Below are 19825 nucleotides of genomic sequence, written 5' to 3' on the forward strand. Positions count from 1 at the left end.
CTCGCGCAGCCGCTACGATGCCGGCGCGGTCGACTACCTGGCCGTGATCGATGCCGACCGCACCGTGCTGCAGTCGCAGCGCGAAGCCAATGCGGTGGCCGGTTTGCGCGCTGCCGCAACGGTGTCGCTGGTCCGCCGGCTGGGCGGCGGCTGGGGGCCGGTGCCGGAGACGGTGGCGGCCGCGCAGCCGGCGCCGGCGCAATGACGCACTGCAACGCCGTGCCGTGACCGCGGCGGTGCTGGCGCGACGCCCCGGAATCACTACACTGGAAGCATCGCGCCACGCGTCCGGGGCGCCCGGGGACAGACCCGCGTGCGCCTGGTTCCGCCGCCATGCTTCGCTTCAGGAAACCGGTCTGGGGATTGATCTTTGCCGCGCTCACGGTGGCGCTGCTGCTGGTGCCATTGCCGTGGGCCGACCGCACCAGCATCCATGACGAAGTGGTGATCGCGCGCACCCCGACCGAGGTGTTCGACTATATTTCCACGCCGCGGCACTGGCCGGCCTGGTATCCCGCCTCTGGCGCGGTAGCCGGCGCGACTGACCATCCGCTGGGCCTCGGCGAGCGCGTGGCCGAAAGCTTTGTCGCAGGCGAGCGCAGCGCCGTGGTCATCTGGACCGTCACCATCAGCCAGCGGCCACGCCTCTGGGCGATCGCTGGCGAGGTGCCGGGCGGACGGCGGGCCGGCACCATCACCTACAAGCTCACGCCGGCCATGACGCCGTCGCTGACGCCGTCGGCGGAAAGCACGCGTTTCGAACGGGAATTCAGCTACCAGTCGCCCACGCTGCTCTTTGCGCTGATCAATCGCCTGATGCTGCGCTCGAGACTGCAGTCAGAGTCGGCCGAGGCGGTCAGTCGCCTGAAGGCGAGGCTGGAAGCACAGCAGGTGCCATAACCTTGCACGGCATTGCGATCGGCACTAAGTTGGAAACAGCGGCCAACGCCGCTGCAGGAGGTTTTTCATCATCATGATGCCCCGTACCCTTGGCCTCGATACCGCGACATGGGCGTGGCGGCTGGCATTGGGCGCCACGCTGGCGCTGGCGTTGCAGCTCGGCGCGGGGCCGTTGCGTGCGCAGCCGCATGAGTCGGGCTCGATCACGATCGGCGGATCGGCGCAAGTGCAGGGACCGGTGCGGGTCCATGGCACGCTTACCGTCGCCGGCCACGTCTTCGCCAGCGGCCCGCTGACCGCGGCGTATTTCACCGGCCCGGTCAGCGCCCGCGCGGTGCCGTATCGCGGCGGCTACCTGAAGGTGTTCAAGGGACCGTTGACCGTGCACGGAGACATGGTGGTCAATGGCGACCTGACCGTTGCCGGACCGCTGACCGTCGATGGCCCGCTTGCCGCCAGCGGCGGCATCGATGCCGACGGGCCGATGCGCGAGCGCGACTACGGCCGCTGAAGGCGCAGCCCTGCCGCGCGCCGTTTCCCCTGTTGCACAATACCGGCTTTGCAGTCACTGCAATCCGGACGGGGAACACGCATGGCAAAGCAGGGCGAGGGCGCACTGGGCCTGAAGGGCATCGCAATGTTCGAGGCGGCCAAGGGCCTGCTGGTGATCGTCACCGGCCTGGGCCTGGCGGCGCTGCTGCACCGCGATGCGCAGGCGCTGGCCGAAGCCATCATCCAGCGCCTGCACGTCAACCCCGCCAGCCGCTATCCCACCATCTTCCTGTCGCTGCTCGCGCATCCCGAGAACGCGCGGCTGTGGGCGATCGGCGGCTCGGCGGCGGTCTATGCGCTGATGCGCTTCGCCGAGGCTTACGGGCTTTGGCGTGGGCTCGCGTGGGGCAGCTGGATCGGCGTCTGGTCTGGCGGCAGCTATATCCCGCTGGAGCTGTACGAGGCCTTTGTCCACCCGAGCTGGCTGCATGGCGGGCTGGCGGCCGCCAACCTGCTGGTGGTGCTATACCTTGCGCGGGGATTGCTGATGCGGCGCGTGTCGGGCGGCTAGGGCGATGCGGTGGTGAGGGCGAGGTCGATCAGCAAGGGGTCGTGGTCGGACGACCGGTATGCATCGGGGGCGTAGTAGGCGGGCACCGAAGGCGCGCCCGGGGCCGGCGCATACGAGAACGCCGCCGGCTCGTCGGCATTGATATGCCATGCCTGCACGGCGACGACATGCCTTGCGGCCGCGGCATCGGCCAGCACATGGTCGAGGTAGCCGGCCTGCCCGTTATAGACGTAGCTGTAGGCGTGCGGTCCCGCCAGCTTCGACACCATGTCCGCATAGCCGCGCCGTGCCAGCAGGCGCACCGGATCTTCCATCGCATAGCTGTTCAGGTCGCCGATCACCAGCACGCCCGCGCCGGGCGCGCCGGTCGGCACCGTGGCAAGCCAGTCGGCGAGGGCGCCGGCCGCTTGCATGCGCGAGGGATTCCAGCATCCCTGGCCATCCCCGTGGTCGGCTTGCGCGCCACCGGCTTCCATGCAGTTCTTTGACTTGAGGTGGTTGACCACGACCGTCACGGGCGCGCCGCCGGCCTTTGCCCGGAAGCTGGCGGCGAGCGGCTGCCGGCTGCGCGCGCCCAGCCACGTGGTGGCGGCACGGCCGACGATCTCTGCGGCGCGGGCGTTGTAGAGCAGGCCCACCGCGATCACGTCGCCGCCGAGCGCGGGCGTGCCGGGATCGACGACGCGCCAGTCGGGCCCGAGCCGCGCCGCCAGTTGCCCCGCGGCGCCGTCCGGGCCAAAGCCGTTGTTCTGCAGCTCCATCAGGCCGATCACGTCGGCATCCAGCGCGTGCAGCGCGGCGGCCAGCTTGGCTTCCTGCCGGGCCAGCGCCGCGGCGCTCCGCGCGCCGCGGTTGTCGGCCGAAGCGAGACCGCCACTGCCGCCATTGAAGTAGTTTTGCACATTGAATGCCGCCACCCGCAACGTTGCGGCGGGATGGCGCGCCGGCACGCCCGGGCGCGGGTTGGTGGCCTGGAACGCCGGAGCCCGCGCGCCGCGCACCGGCTGCAGGCGCCACTGCCCGTGGCGCATCTCCAGCACGCCGGCCACGCCGCTGACGGTATCGCCGGCACGCAGCGGATGGGTGGCCGCAAGCTGCGGCGGCGGGTAGGGCACCACTTCCGGATACTGGCGCGTAGAGCCATCGTCGAGCAGCAGCCGGTTGCGCGAATTGGCTGCCGCGCCTTGCGCTGCCGCCGCGCCCGGCAAGGCGGCCTGCGTCGGCGCGAACGGGCGCCCGAGGCTCAGCGCCAGCGTGCCGTAGCGCGCCAGTTCATGGGTATCGCTGACCGTCAGCGTCTGCGGCAGCGTGACCAGCATGCCCGCACGGGCACGCAGGTCGGCATCGCTGGCTGGCAGCGTCAGCGTTGCCGGCGTGACCGGAATGCCGCTGGCGCAGACGGTCGGCGCATCGGACAAGGTGAGCTGCGTTTGTCCGAATTTTTCCTCGACCCTTCCGGACAGGCGCACCAGGTCGCCCGCGCGCGCCGTTGCCCGCGGCGCATAGACGAACAACCCTTCGGAAATGCCCGGCCGCCGCTGGCGCCGGGCGTCAGCCTGCTGCACGAAGAAGCCGCGCAGGCCGCGCTCGCCGCTGAAATCCGCGGTCACCACGGCTTCGAGTTCCACCGTGCGTCCGGACAAGGCGCTGCCATCCTGGACCTGGGCAATGGCTGTCGCCGGTGCGCCGCATGGCTGCACGGCGCCAAGCGCCGGCGCGGCCGCGGGCAGGCAAAGAAGAACGGCGAGGGCAGGGAAGCAAGGATTACCGCGCAAAGGTCGCAAGCGTGTCGGCATGGCAGTTCTGGCAACGAAGTGGCAAGGTCCACGATGCTAGCCGAGCCGTGTAACGGAATGCTTTCCGCGGCATGCGGCGCCGCGATCGTGCTAAGGTAGCAGGAACCCGCCGGCGCGCGCCGGCCTCCAACCCAAAGTACCCGGAACCGCCATGATCAAGGAAATCGCCCAACTCACCATCAAGCCCGGCATGGAGCAGCAGTTCGAACAGGGCGTCAGCCAGGCCAAGCCGCTGTTCCTGCGCTCGCGCGGCTGCCACGGCGTGCAGCTGTTCCGCTCCATCGAGCAGCCCGAGCAGTACACGCTGGTGGTCGACTGGGAGACCGTGGAAGACCACATGGTCCACTTCCGCGAAGCGCCGGAATTCCAGCAGTGGCGTGCATTGGTCGGCGATACCTTCGCCGCGCCGCCGAATGTGCACCACGTATCCAAGGCCCTGTAAGCGCGACCGATGAACACCCGGCCCGAGCGTCCCCGCCATTTCTCGATGCTGCGCGAGCTGCAGCTTGCCGATGTGTTCACGCTCGGCAATGCCGCCTGCGGCATGGCGTCGGTGTTCTTCGCCATGTTCTTCGTTGCGGACCAGCGGCTGTCGCACTTCTATACGGCCGCGGCGCTGGCGCCGCTGGCCTTCATCTTCGACGTGCTCGACGGCCGCATCGCGCGCTGGCGCCATGCCCATTCGGCGCTGGGGCGCGAACTCGATTCGCTGGCCGACGTGATCTCGTTCGGCGTCGGCCCGGCCACGCTGGCGTTTGCCGCCGGCATGCGCGGCGGCTGGGACCTGGCCATCCTGATCTACTTCGTCTGCTGCGGCGTGAGCCGGCTGGCGCGCTTCAACGTCACCGCCGAAACGCTGGCCGCCGGCAGCGACAGCGGCAAGGTGGCGTATTTCGAAGGCACGCCGATTCCGACCAGCGTGCTGCTCACCGCCGTGCTGGCATGGTGTGGCTGGCAAGGACAGCTGGGCGGCGACCTGCCCGGCGGCGCCTGGCTGCTGGGGCCTGCCGTGCTGCATCCGCTGGCGCTGCTGTTCGCGCTGTCGGGCACGCTGATGGTCAGCAAGACGCTGCGCATTCCCAAGTTCTGAGTCCGCCGGCGCGCGGATGCGGGCGGGCTTTTGTCAGGATGGACCGAAATCCGGCGATCCCGGCCCGCCTTGCATCATTTGTTGCGCCGCGTTCCGCCCGGGCTCATGCGCGTGCCGGCTCCGCCACTCCGGCCGCGCGCTTGCGGCTGACCATCAACGCCAGCAGCGCCGCCACCAGGCAGGCCGCGCCGGCTGCATACAGCGCCGGCGTATACGTCAGCAGCAGCGTGCGGGTCATCCCCGCGCCGAACGCCGCCACGGCCGCGCCGATCTGGTGGGCCGCGAAGATCCAGCCGAACACCATCGGCGCGCGCTCGCGCCCGAAGGTGGTTGCAGCCAGCTTGACCGTCGGCGGCACGGTGGCGATCCAGTCCAGCCCGTAGAACATGGCAAAGATCGACAGGCCATAGAGCGTGAAGGTCGAATGCGGCAGCCAGAACAGCGACAGGCCGCGCAGCCCGTAGTACCAGAACAGCAGCTTGCGGCTGTCATAGCGGTCCGACAGCCAGCCCGACAAAATCGTGCCCACGAAGTCGAAGGCGCCCATCATCGCCAGCGCGGATGCGGCCGGCACCGGGCCCATGCCGAAGTCGCCGCACAGCGCGATGAAATGCGTCTGGATCAGGCCGTTGGTGCTCAGGCCGCAGATAAAGAAGGTGCCGGCCAGGACCCAGAAGGCCTGCGTGCGCGCGGCGTCGCGCAACACCACGAAGGGACCGCGCAGCATCAGTGGTGCCGGGGGCGCCGGCGGCTGCACCGGCGTCGCGACCGGGACTTCGCCAAACGCCGCCAGGCCCACGTCAGCGGGGCGGTTGCGCATCATGCCCAGCACCAGCACTGCCAGCAACGCGCACGCGGCCAGCACGGGCAGCACCGCGACGCGCCAGCCCATATGTTCGATCAGCCAGGCCGCCACCGGCAGGAACGCGAGCTGGCCGGTGGCCGAACTGGCGGTCAGGATGCCGATGACCAGCCCGCGCCGCGCGCTGAACCAGCGGTTGGCGACCACGGCCGCCAGCACCAGCGCGGTCAGCCCGGAGCCAACGCCCAGCATCAGCCCCCACGCAACGAAGAGCTGCCACAACTCGGTCGACACCGTTGCCAGCGCCATGCCGCCGGCGATCAGTGCCAGCGCCGCGCACACCACGTTGCGCACGCCGAAGCGCTCCATCAGGATGGCCGAGAACGGCGCCATCAGTCCGAACAGCGCAAAGCGGAAGGCCAGGATCGACGAGATCTCATCGGTGTTCCAGCCCATCTCGCGTGCCAGCGGCGACAGGAACGCGCCGGGCAGGCCGAGCGCGGCCGAGGTAGTGAGCATCACCAGGAAGGTCAGGGTGGCGACCAGCCACGCGTAGTGGATGCCGCGCCGGTCGAGCCGGCTGGACAAGGCTTGCGCAAACATTGGATTTTTCTGGCCTCGGTTGGGTAACGACAGGAAAAAGGGGCCCCACCCGCCGGCCTGGAGGTGGCAGGGAGCAGGCCCGGCGAGTGGTTGAAAAACGGCTTCCGGACTACGCGGAACTGCCCAGCAAGCGGTTGCGGACGGCGTCGAGCATGGCGTCGGAGATCGGATCGCCCTCGGTTGCGCGCGCCAGCGTCAGCGCACCGACCAGCATGGCCATGCGGACCAACGCCTCTTCCTCCCGCACCTGCGGTTCATCGCTGGCCACGGTCGTGGCCATGTCATCGACCAGTACCTTGAAGCCCTCCAGGAAAGCCTGCCGCACCGGCTTGTCGGCAGGCTCGCGCGCCACGTCCCCCGCCAGCGCCGCGGCCGCGCAGCCAGCTCCGGGGTTGGCGCAGTGCGCAGGCGTCAGGTAAGGCTCGACCAGGTTGGCCAGCATGGCATGCCGGTCGCCGCCGGCGCGCGCCAGGCGGCGCTCCCAGCGTCCGGTGGATTCCTCAAAGGCGCGCTTGCAGGCCTGTGCGGCGAGCGCGTCCTTGGACGCAAAGTGACCATAAAAGCCGCCGTGGGTCAGGCCGGCACCGGCCATCAGCTCGGCGACGCTGACGCCGTTCAGTCCGCGCTCGCGGAACAGTCGCGACGACGCCTGTTCGATCGCTTCGCGGTTCTTGTCGGCCTGTTCGCGTGATGCGCGTGCCATGTGAAGAGCTCCTCGGATTTCTGCCTTGACCGCAGTTTAGATGACGACCATACTTTATTCAATAGATGTCAGTCATCATCTATAAGCGCAAGGCAATCCAGCCATCACCTTCAGGAGTCACCCGTCATGCAGAACCTCTTCGATTTGAGCGGCCGCGTTGCCGTCGTCACCGGATCCACCCGCGGCATGGGCCTCGCCATGGCGCGGGCGCTGGGCAGCGCCGGCGCCGCGGTAGTGGTGTCGGGACGCGACGGCGAAGCGGGGCGCACCGTCGCCGTCCAGCTGGAAGCGGAAGGCATCCGTGCCACCGGCATCGCCTGTGACATTGGCGACGTCGACAGCGTGCGCGCCTTCGCGGAGCAGGCGCTGGCCGCCTACGGCCGGGTCGATGCGCTCGTCCTCAATGCGGCCGCCGGCGCGACGCCGGGTTCCATGTTGGCGCAAGGCCCCGAGGTATTCGATGCGGCCATGGCCGGCAACGTGCGCGGCAACCTGATGCTGGTGAATGCGCTGGCGCCGCAAATGGCCGAGCGCCGCGACGGCTCGATTACCTTCATGTCGAGCATCGCGGCCAAGCGCGGCTCGGCGTTCCTTGGCCTGTACAGCGTGACCAAGGCGGCGATCGACCAGGCCATGCGCAGCCTTGCGCTCGAGCTTGGCCCGTCCGGTATCAACGTCAATGCGATCAACCCGGGCCCGGTGCGCACGGAGTTCTCGCGCGACGCCCTGTGGGGCGACCCCGAACGCGAAGCGCGGCTGGCTGCGGGCGTGCCGATGCGGCGCATCGGCGAGGCGGAGGACGTGGCGGGGCTGGCGGTGCTGCTGGCGGCGCCGGCCGGGCGCTATATCCATGGCCAGAGCATCGGGGTGGATGGAGGCTTGTCGGCGCAATGAAGCGAGACAACGATTTGGCCGCCGTGAAGCCGGAAGCCATGGCCACAGACTTCCAGCGTGCCCGCTGGTCCCGGATCGCCTGACGCAGGGCACCCGCCGGCCGGTCAATCAGTTCCATGCCCGGCGTTGCCATCGCGCAGGTTTACCCTGGTACGCATCAGCACAAGTGTTGGGACGTACCGTCCTAGTAGTCCCGCACTTGCCATCCCTAGTATGGATTCACCGTGCGGCACTGAACGAACTGCGGCACGTACCCGGGCTTGCCGCGACATGCTGACGGAACCGCGCGAGCGCGAAGTGGTGACCGTGTTCGAGATCGATTGCGAACGGGCCGACGGTTGCGCGCGCGCCGAGCTTCCGCTGGACGCCACAGCGCGATCCCTTCGGCGTGCTGCATCCGACCATCGACTATCCCGGCGTGCCGGTCGACCATGCCACCATCACGAAGAACTACGACGTGCTGCGCGATGTCGCCATACCGGTCCGGCCGCACTTCGGCGTCATTGCCGTGGCGCCGGCGCAAGACGGGCTGATCGATTCCATCCCGCCGTCGAGCTTCGCCGGGAACCTGGGCAACTGGCGTGTCACGCGAGGCGCCACCGTCTACCTCAGGGTTGCCGTGCCGGGCGCGTTGCTGTCGATTGGCGATCCCCATGCCTCCCAGGGTGACTCGGAGCTATGCGGAACCGCCATCGAATGCTCGCTCACCGGGGACTTTCAGCTGGTCCTGCACAAGAGCACCATGATCGAACGCGGTGCTCCGTCGGGACCGGGCCGCCTGCGTTGGGAACGTGCCGTAGTCGAACAGGACCAGGATGTCCTGCACGACCGCGCCGGCCTCGAGCAACGCCCGCCCGACCGATCCCCCGAGCGCGACTGCGTTGCGATGGCGCGTGTGGATTCCCTCGTTCATGGCTTGCCCGCCAGCTTGTCGGCCCGCGGCCGGATCAGCGTTTCGGGGCGCAACGCTTCGTCGAGCGCCTCGGCGGTCATCAGGCCCCGTGCCAGCACCACTTCGCGGATGGTGGTGCCCTTGGCATGGGCTTCAGCTGCGACCGAGGTCGCGTTCTTGTAGCCGATCACCGGATTGAGCGCCGTAACCAGTGCGATCGAGCGCTCGATGGTCTCGCGCAGGCGCTCAGGGTTCGCGGTAATGCCATCGACGCATTTCCGCGCCAGCGTCACGCAGCCATTGGTCAAGTGGCGGAAACTGCGCAACAGGCTCGCGGCGATCACCGGCTCGAAGGCATTGAGCTGCAACTGGCCGGCCTCGGCGGCGAAGGTGATGGTGGTGTCGTTGCCAAATACCTCGAAGGCGATCTGGTTCACGACTTCCGGGATGACCGGGTTGACCTTGCCCGGCATGATCGACGACCCCGCCTGCATCGGCGGCAGGTTGATCTCGCCGAAGCCGGCGCGCGGCCCGCTCGACAGCAGCCGCAAGTCGTTGCAGGTCTTGGACAGCTTCACGGCGATGCGCTTGAGCACGCCGGAGATCTGCACGAAGGCGCCGCAATCCTGCGTGGCTTCCACCAGGTTGGGTGCGAGGCACAGGTCGATGCCGGTGATCCGCCGCAATGCGGACAGGGCCCTCGGCGCGTAGTCGGGATGCGCAGTGATGCCGGTGCCGATCGCGGTCGCGCCGAGGTTGATTTCCCTGATCAGCAGGGCGGTTTCGCGCAGGCGCGCCATGTCCTCTTCGAGCATGACCGCATACGTGGAGAACTCCTGGCCGAGCGTCATCGGCACCGCATCCTGCAACTGAGTGCGGCCGAGCTTGAGCAGGCCGGAGAATTCACTCGACTTGCGGTCGAACGCGGCGCGAAGGACTTCCATCGCTTCGAGAAGGCGCTCGATGGCGAAGTACGTGGCAATGCGCAGCGCTGTGGGGTAGACGTCGTTGGTACTCTGCGCCATGTTCACGTGCTCGTTCGGGTGCAGGAACTGGTATTCGCCCCTGCGGTGGCCCATGTGCTCGAGCGCGCGGTTGCAGATGACCTCATTGGCATTCATGTTCGTCGACGTGCCGGCGCCGCCCTGGATCGTGTCGACGATGAACTGGTCGTGCAGCATGCCTTCGCGCACGTCATGGCAGGCGGCCAGGATGGCGTCGCGCAGGTTGGCCGGCAGCAGGCCGAGTTCGGCATTGGCCTCGGCGGCGGCCTGCTTGACGGAGGCCAGCGCAATGATCAGCTCCGGCCATGAGGAGATGGGGGTGCCGCTGATCTGGAAGTTCTCCCAGGCCCGCAGGGTATGGACGCCGTAGTAGGCGTCGGCCGGCACCTGGCGTTCGCCAAGCAGATCGGTTTCGGTGCGATAGGTATTGGTCATGATGCGATCCGATAAATGTGGTCGTCCGCTAGGCGAGCGTCCGTGGCAGCGTCTCGCCCGCGAGGAACTGGCGAATGTGCAGGCCGTCCGGCAAGTCGACGTCACGCCATATTCGGAATGGGTGGTTGCGCCGGCGGGATACAGTATTGCGGCGGCAAAGGCACCGGCGTCATAGCCGGCGCGGATGTCCGCCGGATCGGTGGTGTCGCACAGGTAGCAGGTCATCAGCGGCGTGAATGCGGAGCCCGGCGGCAATGCGCCAAGGATACGTTCACGATAGGCCATGGCGGCTTCCGCCGTGGTGAGGTGGTGGCGATCAGGCACTGCTGGGCGCGATGAACCAGATCGTTCTCGACTATGATGGCCGGCGCCAGCTCTTCCAAGGCCGTCAATTGGGGCCGGGGTCAACAGTGCTTCCAGGCCGCCTGTACTTCGCCAGCCAGTTCCGCCGCGCGACCACGGTAGCGCGGCGAGAAATGGAAAGGCGTCACCGCGCGGGCGCCGATGCCGCGCGCGATCCGGCCAGCCTGGGCAGCGGTCAGGTGGTTCTTGCGCAGGGCGTGCGCGCGATCGGCATCCAGGAACACGCTCTCGATGAAGAGCTGGTCGGCGCCTTGCATCAGGTTCGACAGCGCTTGCTCGTTGTCGCTGGTATCACGAAGATCGGTCGCGTAGCCGAAGCGCTGGCCGGGCTCGGCGTCGAGAATCAGGCGGCTTAGTTTGCCAACCGTTTGCGTTGCCGCACGGTCGCCGCTTCTGTCGCGCCATTGCACGAGAATCGGCGTGTCCTGGGGGGCATCGGTCAGGACCGCATGCTTCAGCTCACGGAGCCAGGCGCCTTTTGTCATGCCCGATGCTTCCAGGCGCTCCTTGTTGATGCCGAGCCGCACCTTTTCCTCGACCAGGTAAGACAGGCATGGAATGCCATGGTCGACAAAGCAGGCGCGCACCCGGAACGTCGTCTCGTCGTGAACGATATCGTCGATCTGTTCAGTCGTTGCCCCGGTCACGCCGGCAAAGCGATCCCGGCTGGAAAACCGGGCGCTACGCATGCGGCCGTCCAATGCGAGTTCAAACGCCTCTACGACCAACTCCATGTCGTAGCGATGCACCACGTTCCAGATATACGCATGCAGCTTGTGTGCGACCTGCGCCACGAATCCCGGCCCGCCGTATAGCGCGATGCATGGCTTGCGCCCGAGCAGTACCCGCAGCAGATGGTCGAAGCCGGAAAAGTGATCCATATGCGTATGCGTGACGAACACGTGCGAGACGCGCATCAGGTCGCGCGGCATCAGCGCGGTGATGTCGCCCAGGTCGAATAGCAACGCGCGCCGTTCGTCCAGGAAATCCACGAACAGGGCAGGGTCGCCGAAAGCGTCATTGACGAGGCGGGCTTGCAGCAGGGGACGCATGGTCACTCGCGGTGCGGAAGGCAACCGGGCTTTCCGGCCATCTCTATCGAGAAGTATAGGGGGCGACAAAGCGCGGCGCGGCGCTCCTCCCGAAGCGACGCCTCGCTGCGTACCGCGCAATCCCGCCTCGGCCGTCCTCGATGAACCATTTCTTGCGTGCGTGGAGCGTGTTCCCGGCGAATCCGATCCCTCACCGCCAGTGATGGAAGGCATCACCAAAGATCGTTTTACATGAGAGGTCCGGCCGCCTAATTTAGGCGTACCCAACCTTATCTGCAACGCTACCTGCACGATCAAAAAAGGAGGAGACATGTCCCATAAAAGCGCCTATTCCATCATTGGCGAACACCCGCTATTCGAGGAACTGGTCCGGCGGCGAAGGCGGCTGGTGGTATTGCTATCGGCCGTCACGCTGGTCCCGTACTACCTCTTCATTCTCGTCGCGGCGCTGCGCCCCGATATACTCGCCGCACGGGTTTCCGCGCTAAGCAGCGTCAGCGTCGGCTGGCTGGTCGGCGTGCTGATCATCCTGGGCGCGTGGCTTCTGACCGGCCTTTACGTAAGCCGCGCCAATAATGAATTCGACGGCCTCACCAGCAAGCTGGTCGGGGAGGCCGCGAAATGAAGGCCACTTTCATTTGATGCCTCGCATCGTGCGCCATGCTGGGCGCCGCCAGCACCCACGCCGCCCCCGCGGCACTGCAGTCGGTGCAGGCCCAGCCGATCAACATGGTCGCCATCGTCATGTTCCTGCTGTTCGTGCTGGCGACACTGGGCATTACCTACTGGGCCGCGGCGCGCACCAGGTCCCTGGATGACTTCTACACCTGCAACGGCGGCATTACCGGCTTCCAGAACGGCCTTGCACTGGCGGGTGACTACATGTCGGCGGCGGCGCTGCTCGGTGTCACCAGCATGATCTTCGCCAAGGGTTACGACGGCTTTATCTACGCGATCAGCTTCTTTGTCGCGTGGCCGCTGCTGCTGTTCCTGTTCGCGGAGAAGATCCGCAATCTGGGCAAGGTCACTATCGCCGATATTGCCTCCTACCGGCTTGACCAGGACCGGATTCGTACCTTCATGTCCTTCGGCTCGCTGACGATCGTCTGCTTCTACCTGGTCGTCCAGATGGTGGGAGCCGGGCAGCTGATCCAGCTGCTGTTCGGGCTCGAGTACAACTACGCGGTGATCGGCGTAGGCCTGTTGATGATGATCTATGTCACCTTCGGCGGCATGGTCGCGACCACCTGGGTGCAGATCATCAAGGCGGTCTTGCTGCTGGCGGGGGGCACGCTGCTGGCGATCCTTGCCCTGTGGCGATTCGGCTTCTCGTTTGAAACACTGCTGACGCAGGCGGTGGCCAGCCACAAGGACGGCGTGAAGATCCTCGCGCCCGGCGCGCTCGTCTCCGACCCGCTGTCGATGCTGTCGCTGTCGGTGGGCCTGGTGTTCGGCACGGCGGGGCTGCCGCATATCCTGATGCGCTTCTTCACGGTGCCCGATGCGCAGCAAGCCCGCAAGTCAGTCTTTATCGCCACCGGGTTTATCGGATTCTTTTTCCTGATTGTGGCGGTGCTGGGGCTTTCGGCCATTGTCATCGTCGGTCAGGATGCCGCGTTCTTCGAGGGCGGCGTGTTGGGCGGCAACATGATCGGCGGCAGCAATATGGCGGTGATGCACCTGGCCAGGGCGCTCGGTGGCGACCTGTTCCTGGGCTTCCTGTCGGCAGTTGCCTTTGCCACCATCCTCGCGGTTGTTGCGGGCCTGACCATGGCCGGCACCTCGGCGATTTCCCACGACCTGTACGCCAGGGTGCTCAGGAAGAATACCGCGAGCCCGGCGGACGAGATGCGCGTGTCCCGCCTGGCGTCGGTGTCGATTGGCGTGGTCGCGGTTGCGCTCGGGATCCTGTTCAAGGAGCAGAACATCGCCTTCCTGGTAGCACTGACCTTCGGTGTGGCGGCTTCGGTCAATTTCCCGATCCTGGTGCTTTCTATCTACTGGAAGGGGCTGACTACGCGCGGCGCCCTGGCCGGCGGCATCGCCGGGCTGGTGTGTGCGGTCGGGCTGGTCGTCCTGTCGCCGGCGGTCTGGGTCAAGATCCTTGGATTCAAGGCAGCGATCTTTCCCTACGACTATCCCGCCATCGTCTCGATGAACGTGGCGCTGCTGTGCACCTGGCTGGTCTCGGTCACCGATCGCAGCGCACGCAGCCGCCGCGAACGGGACGCCTACGGCGACCAGTTTGTCCGTGCGCAAACCGGCATCGGCGCGTCCGGGGCGGTGAACCACTGAGGTGGCGGATCGGTGGGGCAGGCCTCGGATGAACCGCCGGGGCGTGCATTGAACTTGAAGTCATCCGGAGTTGAACAATGCAGATGAGAGACACAGGACTGGGCTTTTCGCCCATCACCATCGGCCTGCACTGGCTGATCGCGGCGGCGGTGGCGGTAATGGTCTGGCTCGGCCTGTCGGCCGGCCAGACGGACGCGGGCGCCGCGAAGGCAGAACTGGTCGCGATGCACAGCACGCTGGGCACGGCGCTCTTCGTCGTGGCGGCTTACCGGCTGTGGGCGCGGCTCACTTCCTATCACCCACTGCCGGTGGGCACGCCGAATCCGATCGAAGTGATGATCAGCCGCTCGGTCGCGGTCGCGCTGGCGCTGGCGCCCGTGCTGCTGCCGCTTGACGGCTGGCTGGCCATGTCGGCGGCCGGCGACGTGGTGCGGCTGCCGGGCGGCATCGCGCTGCCTGCCATCGTGGCGCCCAATCCGGAGGTGGAGTACTTCGCCAGGCTTCTGCACAAGATCGGCGCGTACGCGTTCCTGGCGGGACTGGCGCTCCATATTTTCGGCGCCATGAAGAATCATTTTGTTCTGAAGAATGACACGCTGAAGCGCATGCTCGGCAAGCGAGTGGAGCTCTGATGATGCAACCGATCCAGCAAGACGATATGCACGCCGCGCCGATGGGGCCGGCGGCAGCCCTGTGTGGCATCCGCTATCCCGTGTTCCAGGCTGGCATGGCCGGCATATCAGGGCCCGCGCTGACCGCCGCCGTATCCAATGCGGGTGGCCTGGGGCATCTCGGCGGGTTGCGGCTGCCGCCGCTGGCATTGCGCAAGTGGATCCGCGAGACCAGGGCGCTTACCGACAAGCCGTTTGGCGTGAACATCGTCCCGTCCTTCGGCGGCCCGGAAGTCTTCGAAGCCCAGTTCCGCGTGATCCTCGAAGAGAAGCCGCGGGTGGTCTCGCTCTTCTATGGCGACTTTGCCGAGATGATCCCGCGCGCGAAAGCGGCCGGTATCACCGTGATCGTGCAAGTGGGTTCGGTCGCGCTTGCCCGGCAGGCAATAGCCTGGGGCGCCGACATCCTGGTCGCACAGGGTGCCGAGGGCGGCGGCCACCTCAACCGCGGCACCATCGGCGTGTTGTCGCTGGTACCTGCCTTCGTCGAGATTGCCGAGGGCCGGCCGGTGCTGGCCGCCGGCGGCATCACGGATTGTGCGGATGTACGCGCCGTGCTGGAAGTGGGCGCCGCCGGGGTGTGGGTGGGCACCGCCTTTGTCGCCAGCGACGAGTCCCTGGCGCACGACCTCTACAAGCAGAAGATCGTGGAAGCGACCATCGATGACACCGAGTATCGCACCGGCTACTCGTTCGGATGGAAGTTCGGCACGCCGCATCGGGTGATCCCCAACCGGAAGAAGTGGAATCCGATCAAGTACGTCGGCGGCGGCGCGCGGGTCATCGACAAGCCGGAGATGGCGGAAAAACTGTCGCTGTACGCGGGGCAGGGGGTAGGCAAGATCCATGGAATCGTTCCCGCCGCCGAGCGCGTCGCGGAACTGGTGGCGGGATTCTCGAACTGGCGTGCGGGCGATTGCCAGACCGCGGCGCCTCTCTTGCAGGCCGTCGCCTGAATGGCGCCACTCCTCAGGGCGTTGCTGGTCTGCACGCTCGGCATGCCGCTGGCCGCGGTGTGGGCATCGGAGGCGGCGGTGTTTCCGCTGGTGATCACTGCCTTGACTGCCGGCGTCCCGGCCCGGGGCGGGACCAGGCGCATCGCGGGCTTTGCCGCTTCCCACCTGCTCAGCGGTGCCGCTGCATTCATCGTCGGTGCGCTGATGACTTCGCTGTCGGCAGCGGGGAGCGGTCACCAGCCACTGCTATGGCTGCCAGGATGCATCGTGCTGCTGGGCATCCAGGCAACGATGCTGCGCCATCCTCCCGCGTTGGCCAGCGGCGGCGCGGTCCTGCTGGGCCTGCCGCTGCCGGCGGTCGTTGCCTGTACGGTGCTGACGGCTATCCTGCTGGCGCTGGAAAGCCGGCTGGCACGCGCCGGCTGACCCGGGCGGCCGATCAGCCGGACACTGCGAACTGCTCATGCACCATGCTGGCCATGGCCCGCAGCGCCGCCGTTTCGAACGTGTCCTTGCGCCGGATGAAGACAGTCGCCACCTTTGCGAACTCGTCGGGCAAGCTGTGGCATGAAATCTGGTCGCGCGATTCATGGTGTTCGACCACCGCCCTGGGCAGGATCGTCACGCCCATGCCCGCGGCGGTGCAAGACAGGATGCCGTCAAGCGTCCCGAGTTCCAGGATCTGCCCCGGAATCAGCCCTGCCTGGTATAGCCATTGCTCCAGCGTGGAGCGATAGAAGCACCCCGAGCGGAATACGAGTACGGTCTGCTGGGTGATCTCGCCGGCCAGTTCGGCAAGCGAGGCGTACCGGCTGCTGCTGACCAGCACCAGTTCCTCGTTGAAGACCGCTTCCTCGTGGAGCGAGGGGTTCTGGTGAAAGCCTCCGACAAAGGCGCCGTCCAGCCGGTGTGTGGCGACGGCCTTGATCAGCTCCGCCGTGGTGCCGGTGGTCAGCGAGAGCTGCACCTTGGGATAGCGTTCGCGATACCGCGCCAGCACCCTTGGCAACCGCACCGCGGCTGTGGTCTCCATGGAGCCCAGCCGCAACGGACCGGCGGGCACGGTGCTGTCCAGCAGCGCGCTGCGGCTTTCCTCGGTGAGCTGGAGGATCCGCCGCGCATAGCCAAGAAAGACTTCCCCGGCCGAGGTCAGCGTGATGCCGGTCTTGCGCCGGATAAACAGAGTCTGCTGCAGCTCGGCCTCAAGCTCCTTGACGCGCATGGTGATGTTCGACTGCACGCAGTGCACCTTTTCCGCGGCTGCGGTGAAGCTGCCATACTCCGCGGCCGCGCAGAACATCTTCAGCTGGCGCAGTTCCATGTCGCCGGGCCTCCATCCATGATTGGTAGTGATGCATGGAATGCCTATAAAGCATTGGCCATGCTGTCTGCTGTGAATCTATAGTCCGACCAGATGCATGACGGAGTCACCAATGCCTGAATCGACGCACAACGTACCTATTGACGCGATCTTTGCCGGCGGCATCGGCATACTCGGCGAAGAGGGCCATCGCAGCGGCATCTTCAAGCGGCGCATCGAAGGCGAGGTCCGGGTCGTCGCGGAAGGCATCGTTGGCGACCAGCATGCGGATACGCGCGTGCATGGCGGTCCGGAGAAGGCTGTCCACCATTTCGCCACCGAAAACTATGCAACGCTGGCGACTGGCTTTCCCCATGTCGCCGATGCGCTGGTTCCCGGCAGCTTCGGCGAGAACATTGCCACGGTCGGTCTCGATGAGCGCAGCGTGCATATCGGCGATATCTATCGGGCCGGCAGCGTCGTGCTGCAGGTTTCGCAGCCGCGTAGTCCTTGCTGGAAGATCAATCATCGTTTCTCGGTGGAAGGGCTGTCGTTGCTGGTCGCCAGGGAACGCATCACCGGGTGGTATTACCGCGTGCTCCAGCCGGGAACGATCCGGCCGGGAGATATCCTGGAGCGCCTCGAACGCGCGAACGACCGGTTTTCGATCAGCGAGTTCTGGCAGGTCGTGTCGGCACACGTGCCGGAAGTCGATGACATGCAGGCGCTCAGTGCGGTAGAGGGACTGGCTGATGACTGGAAACGGCGACTGACCGAGCGCGCGCGGTGGATTCGGGAGCGCCGCGTTGCTGCGCAGGCCGGCACGCTGCATCGCTGAGACAGCGGCCGGCACGGCAAAGCTAGGCAGTCACGCGTTGCATGGCGGCCAGGCGCTCGATCGCGTCCTGCAATTCTGACTGCAGTCGTTCGACGAGCTCAGCCGCGGGCAGCGATCGGGCCAGCGGTACTGCCTGTCCCGCCCACTGCGCTGCATAGTCCGCGCTTCCCTTGGCCTTGGCAGCGGCGTGCAGCGCCTTGCCGGCGTCATACGTGATCGGGTAGTCGGGAATGGCCGGCGCGTCCGGATGCTCGCCGATTTCCGAGAGGCGGTTCATGAAGCCCCGGGCGGCGCGGCCGGAGATGGCGTGAGTGAGCGTGGTGGGGCGCTTGATGTCCGCCGCGAGTGCGCTGCGATAAGTGGCATCCACCGAGGTCTCGGGGCAGGCGATAAAGGCGGTGCCGAGTTGCGCCGCTTGCGCACCCAGCGCCAGTACTGCGGCAATCCCCGCGCCGTCCATGATGCCACCCGCTGCAATCACCGGCAGGCGCGCGTTCTGCGCCAGGACGCGCACCAGTGCCAGCGTGCCGAGCCCCTCGTCGTAGGCGGCCGGATCAAACACGCCGCGATGGCCGCCCGCTTCGATGCCTTGCGCGACGATGGCATCGATGCCCGCGGCTTCGATCTGGCGGGCCTCCTGCAACGACGTCGCGCTGGCCAGCAGCACGATGCCTGCGTCGTGCAGCGCATCGATCTTGTGCTGGGGAGGAAGGCCGAAATGGAAGCTCACGACGGCGGGCTTTTCTTCCAGCAGCATCCGGAACATGTCGTCGTCTTCGACGAAGCTCTTGTAGATCTCGCGCAGGCTGTCTGGAACGGTGCCGCCATGCTCCGCGAAATGCGGGGCGAGATAGTCGAGCCAGGCCTGTTCGCGTGCGGGATCGGACCGGGCCGGCGCATGGCAGAACAGGTTGACGTTGAACGGCTTGCCGGTCAGCGCACGCGTTTCGCGGATCGCCTTGCGTGCGCCTTCGGCGTCCATGGCGCCGACGCCGAGCGAACCGAGGCCGCCGGCTTCGGACACGGCAGCCGCCAGCGCGGGCGTACCGACGCCGGCCATCGGCGCCTGGATGATGGGCGTGGAAATCCGGAGCCGCGCAAGCAGGTCGCGGCGGTGGTCCAGGGGCTTGGATGATTCCATGATGCTGTTCCCTTTGTTGATGACAGGCGCCTGAGCGCGCCGGTCGGAGAGCGGTTGCGACTGGCAGCGGTGCGGGCGCCGGCGCCGGTCAGTCACGGCGCAGTTCCCGCAGGAAGGCTTCGTATGCCGACGTGCTGAAGCCGGATCGCCTGACCAGGAAGGTATGGACCGGCCTGATCGGTACCGTGTGGAACTCCGCCGCATCCGGATGCATGGCCAGCAGGGCGCGCGGCACGATGCCGACGGCGGATCCCGCGGAGACATAGGCAAAGATCGCATGATAGGAAGGCATTTCCACCACGGCGAGCCGACGGCGCATCTCCTCGCCGCCTGACTCAAGCCAGGCTTCGGCACACTGCCGATAGGTGCAGCCCCGGCTGAAGGCCGCGAGATGGCGCAGCGTGACGTCCCCCGGCTGGCGTACCTTCGGGTGCGTGGCGGGCAGCACCAGCACAAGCTCTTCGGTCCGCAGGAAGACGCCGTCAAGACCATCACCCAGCGCGGCGACATCGAGGCTGCGCGGTGCGCCCGTGCCCGGATGAGCCACCACCGCGCAATCCAGACGGTGCCCCAGCACGGCGTCGACCAGGAATTGCGTGGTGCCCGTGGTGACGGTCAGTTCGACATCCGGCCAGGCCGCGTGATAGCGCCCCAGCGGCTTTGGCAGCAGCGTTGCCGCCGAGCTTTCCATCGAGCCCAGGCGCAGCCTGCCGCTTGGCGCAGTGGTGCGCATGGACTGGCGCGCCTCCTCGGCCAGCGTGAGCAACTGCTCGGCATAGCCCAGCAGGCGCTGGCCTTCGGGCGTCAGGATCATCTTCTTGCTGTCACGCTGGAACAGCGCGACGCCCAGGCTTTCCTCCAGCTGCTTGATGCGCGTGGTGACGTTGGATTGCACCCGCTCCAGCGTCTTTGCCGCCCGCGTGATGCTTTGTTCGCGTGCGACGGCCTGGAAGATTTCAAGTTCAGCAAGTTCCACACCGGCTACGGCATCTTGCGATGACGTTCTCAAAAAAAGAATTAAATTTGA

Annotated in this window: 20 protein-coding genes and 2 pseudogenes; 14 read left to right on the top strand and 8 right to left on the bottom strand. The window is 66.8% G+C overall.

The annotated features are described in order from the left end of the window. From J8I34_RS22010 to J8I34_RS22025, 4 genes and pseudogenes are all read left to right on the top strand, one after another. Window positions 1-205, top strand: a pseudogene (locus J8I34_RS22010) (RND transporter); the annotation flags it as partial. Window positions 206-333: 128 nt separating this feature from the next. Then, complete coding sequence (locus J8I34_RS22015; protein ID WP_209775954.1) at window positions 334-900, top strand: SRPBCC family protein; 567 nt, start codon at window positions 334-336, stop codon at window positions 898-900. A gap of 73 nt (window positions 901-973) precedes the next feature. Next, a complete protein-coding gene (locus J8I34_RS22020; protein ID WP_209775955.1) occupies window positions 974-1411 on the top strand; it encodes a hypothetical protein in 438 nt (145 codons plus the stop codon). A gap of 81 nt (window positions 1412-1492) precedes the next feature. Then, on the top strand, window positions 1493-1963 hold the full coding sequence (locus tag J8I34_RS22025) for a DUF2127 domain-containing protein (RefSeq protein WP_209775956.1): 471 nt from the start codon (window positions 1493-1495) through the stop codon (window positions 1961-1963). On the opposite strand, the gene J8I34_RS22030 is transcribed toward J8I34_RS22025, so the two are convergent. Next, window positions 1960-3759, bottom strand: a complete 1800-nt coding sequence (locus tag J8I34_RS22030; protein WP_209807035.1) for an ExeM/NucH family extracellular endonuclease — start codon at window positions 3757-3759, stop codon at window positions 1960-1962. The two genes, J8I34_RS22025 and J8I34_RS22030, sit on opposite strands and share 4 nt — an antisense overlap. Before the next feature lie 151 nt (window positions 3760-3910). Between J8I34_RS22030 and J8I34_RS22035 the strand changes: the two genes are divergently transcribed. Together J8I34_RS22035 and J8I34_RS22040 are read left to right on the top strand one after the other, a co-directional pair. After that, window positions 3911-4201, top strand: coding sequence for an antibiotic biosynthesis monooxygenase family protein (locus J8I34_RS22035; protein WP_209807036.1), 291 nt, complete (start codon window positions 3911-3913; stop codon window positions 4199-4201). 9 nt (window positions 4202-4210) lie between these two features. Then, window positions 4211-4849: a CDP-alcohol phosphatidyltransferase family protein gene (locus J8I34_RS22040; protein WP_209775958.1), complete on the top strand. Its 639-nt coding sequence runs from the start codon at window positions 4211-4213 to the stop codon at window positions 4847-4849. A gap of 103 nt (window positions 4850-4952) precedes the next feature. Here the strand turns inward: J8I34_RS22040 and J8I34_RS22045 are convergent, their stop codons facing one another. Next, on the bottom strand, window positions 4953-6254 hold the full coding sequence (locus J8I34_RS22045) for an MFS transporter (RefSeq protein WP_209807037.1): 1302 nt from the start codon (window positions 6252-6254) through the stop codon (window positions 4953-4955). Between the two features lie 109 nt (window positions 6255-6363). Next, window positions 6364-6957 (bottom strand): TetR/AcrR family transcriptional regulator, encoded by a 594-nt coding sequence (locus J8I34_RS22050; protein WP_029050562.1) that lies wholly within the window; start codon window positions 6955-6957, stop codon window positions 6364-6366. A 126-nt stretch (window positions 6958-7083) separates the two neighbouring features. Between J8I34_RS22050 and J8I34_RS22055 the strand changes: the two genes are divergently transcribed. Both J8I34_RS22055 and J8I34_RS22060 read left to right on the top strand, forming a co-directional pair. Beyond that, the gene (locus J8I34_RS22055; protein WP_029050561.1) at window positions 7084-7851 is read left to right on the top strand and encodes an SDR family NAD(P)-dependent oxidoreductase; all 768 of its coding nucleotides are present in this window, start codon (window positions 7084-7086) and stop codon (window positions 7849-7851) included. A gap of 264 nt (window positions 7852-8115) precedes the next feature. Then, window positions 8116-8587, top strand: a pseudogene (locus J8I34_RS22060) (acetamidase/formamidase family protein); the annotation flags it as partial. Window positions 8588-8760: 173 nt separating this feature from the next. Here the strand turns inward: J8I34_RS22060 and aspA are convergent. Next, window positions 8761-10182: an aspartate ammonia-lyase gene (gene aspA, locus J8I34_RS22065; protein ID WP_029050559.1), complete on the bottom strand. Its 1422-nt coding sequence runs from the start codon at window positions 10180-10182 to the stop codon at window positions 8761-8763. A gap of 404 nt (window positions 10183-10586) precedes the next feature. Then, window positions 10587-11597: a ribonuclease Z gene (locus J8I34_RS22070; RefSeq protein WP_209807057.1), complete on the bottom strand. Its 1011-nt coding sequence runs from the start codon at window positions 11595-11597 to the stop codon at window positions 10587-10589. A 310-nt stretch (window positions 11598-11907) separates the two neighbouring features. Between J8I34_RS22070 and J8I34_RS22075 the strand changes: the two genes are divergently transcribed. The 5 genes from J8I34_RS22075 to J8I34_RS22095 all read left to right on the top strand — a co-directional run bounded on the left by J8I34_RS22075 (window position 11908) and on the right by J8I34_RS22095 (window position 15945). Next, window positions 11908-12222: a DUF485 domain-containing protein gene (locus J8I34_RS22075; protein WP_029050557.1), complete on the top strand. Its 315-nt coding sequence runs from the start codon at window positions 11908-11910 to the stop codon at window positions 12220-12222. Between the two features lie 35 nt (window positions 12223-12257). Further along, window positions 12258-13892 (top strand): cation/acetate symporter ActP, encoded by a 1635-nt coding sequence (actP, locus tag J8I34_RS22080; RefSeq protein WP_051320786.1) that lies wholly within the window; start codon window positions 12258-12260, stop codon window positions 13890-13892. Between the two features lie 77 nt (window positions 13893-13969). Beyond that, the gene (locus tag J8I34_RS22085) at window positions 13970-14524 is read left to right on the top strand and encodes a cytochrome b (RefSeq protein ID WP_209807038.1); all 555 of its coding nucleotides are present in this window, start codon (window positions 13970-13972) and stop codon (window positions 14522-14524) included. Then, window positions 14524-15519, top strand: coding sequence for an NAD(P)H-dependent flavin oxidoreductase (locus J8I34_RS22090; protein WP_245176069.1), 996 nt, complete (start codon window positions 14524-14526; stop codon window positions 15517-15519). Before J8I34_RS22085 ends, J8I34_RS22090 begins: the two co-directional genes overlap by 1 nt. Beyond that, window positions 15520-15945: a hypothetical protein gene (locus J8I34_RS22095; RefSeq protein ID WP_209775963.1), complete on the top strand. Its 426-nt coding sequence runs from the start codon at window positions 15520-15522 to the stop codon at window positions 15943-15945. It abuts the gene before it with no gap. A 13-nt stretch (window positions 15946-15958) separates the two neighbouring features. On the opposite strand, the gene J8I34_RS22100 is transcribed toward J8I34_RS22095, so the two are convergent. Next, window positions 15959-16840, bottom strand: coding sequence for a LysR family transcriptional regulator (locus J8I34_RS22100; RefSeq protein WP_209807039.1), 882 nt, complete (start codon window positions 16838-16840; stop codon window positions 15959-15961). A gap of 112 nt (window positions 16841-16952) precedes the next feature. On the opposite strand from J8I34_RS22100, the gene J8I34_RS22105 reads away from it, so the two are divergent. Beyond that, the gene (locus J8I34_RS22105) at window positions 16953-17657 is read left to right on the top strand and encodes an MOSC domain-containing protein (protein WP_035878999.1); all 705 of its coding nucleotides are present in this window, start codon (window positions 16953-16955) and stop codon (window positions 17655-17657) included. Window positions 17658-17679: 22 nt separating this feature from the next. On the opposite strand, the gene J8I34_RS22110 is transcribed toward J8I34_RS22105, so the two are convergent. Continuing rightward, window positions 17680-18798 (bottom strand): NAD(P)H-dependent flavin oxidoreductase, encoded by a 1119-nt coding sequence (locus J8I34_RS22110; protein WP_209807040.1) that lies wholly within the window; start codon window positions 18796-18798, stop codon window positions 17680-17682. Window positions 18799-18886: 88 nt separating this feature from the next. Then, window positions 18887-19774, bottom strand: coding sequence for a LysR substrate-binding domain-containing protein (locus J8I34_RS22115; RefSeq protein ID WP_029050550.1), 888 nt, complete (start codon window positions 19772-19774; stop codon window positions 18887-18889). Window positions 19775-19825: the final 51 nt, after the last annotated feature.

Origin of the sequence: Cupriavidus phytohabitans, from assembly GCF_017815025.1 — a bacterium.
Classification (GTDB): Bacteria; Pseudomonadota; Gammaproteobacteria; order Burkholderiales; family Burkholderiaceae; genus Cupriavidus.

Coding starts and splice junctions, on each gene's coding strand:
- J8I34_RS22015 (WP_209775954.1), top strand. CDS start 334: ATGCTTCGCTTCAGGAAACCGGTCTGGGGATTGATCTTTGCCGCGCTC.
- J8I34_RS22020 (WP_209775955.1), top strand. CDS start 974: ATGATGCCCCGTACCCTTGGCCTCGATACCGCGACATGGGCGTGGCGG.
- J8I34_RS22025 (WP_209775956.1), top strand. CDS start 1,493: ATGGCAAAGCAGGGCGAGGGCGCACTGGGCCTGAAGGGCATCGCAATG.
- J8I34_RS22030 (WP_209807035.1), bottom strand. CDS start 3,759: ATGCCGACACGCTTGCGACCTTTGCGCGGTAATCCTTGCTTCCCTGCC.
- J8I34_RS22035 (WP_209807036.1), top strand. CDS start 3,911: ATGATCAAGGAAATCGCCCAACTCACCATCAAGCCCGGCATGGAGCAG.
- J8I34_RS22040 (WP_209775958.1), top strand. CDS start 4,211: ATGAACACCCGGCCCGAGCGTCCCCGCCATTTCTCGATGCTGCGCGAG.
- J8I34_RS22045 (WP_209807037.1), bottom strand. CDS start 6,254: ATGTTTGCGCAAGCCTTGTCCAGCCGGCTCGACCGGCGCGGCATCCAC.
- J8I34_RS22050 (WP_029050562.1), bottom strand. CDS start 6,957: ATGGCACGCGCATCACGCGAACAGGCCGACAAGAACCGCGAAGCGATC.
- J8I34_RS22055 (WP_029050561.1), top strand. CDS start 7,084: ATGCAGAACCTCTTCGATTTGAGCGGCCGCGTTGCCGTCGTCACCGGA.
- aspA (WP_029050559.1), bottom strand. CDS start 10,182: ATGACCAATACCTATCGCACCGAAACCGATCTGCTTGGCGAACGCCAG.
- J8I34_RS22070 (WP_209807057.1), bottom strand. CDS start 11,597: ATGCGTCCCCTGCTGCAAGCCCGCCTCGTCAATGACGCTTTCGGCGAC.
- J8I34_RS22075 (WP_029050557.1), top strand. CDS start 11,908: ATGTCCCATAAAAGCGCCTATTCCATCATTGGCGAACACCCGCTATTC.
- actP (WP_051320786.1), top strand. CDS start 12,258: ATGCTGGGCGCCGCCAGCACCCACGCCGCCCCCGCGGCACTGCAGTCG.
- J8I34_RS22085 (WP_209807038.1), top strand. CDS start 13,970: ATGCAGATGAGAGACACAGGACTGGGCTTTTCGCCCATCACCATCGGC.
- J8I34_RS22090 (WP_245176069.1), top strand. CDS start 14,524: ATGATGCAACCGATCCAGCAAGACGATATGCACGCCGCGCCGATGGGG.
- J8I34_RS22095 (WP_209775963.1), top strand. CDS start 15,520: ATGGCGCCACTCCTCAGGGCGTTGCTGGTCTGCACGCTCGGCATGCCG.
- J8I34_RS22100 (WP_209807039.1), bottom strand. CDS start 16,840: ATGGAACTGCGCCAGCTGAAGATGTTCTGCGCGGCCGCGGAGTATGGC.
- J8I34_RS22105 (WP_035878999.1), top strand. CDS start 16,953: ATGCCTGAATCGACGCACAACGTACCTATTGACGCGATCTTTGCCGGC.
- J8I34_RS22110 (WP_209807040.1), bottom strand. CDS start 18,798: ATGGAATCATCCAAGCCCCTGGACCACCGCCGCGACCTGCTTGCGCGG.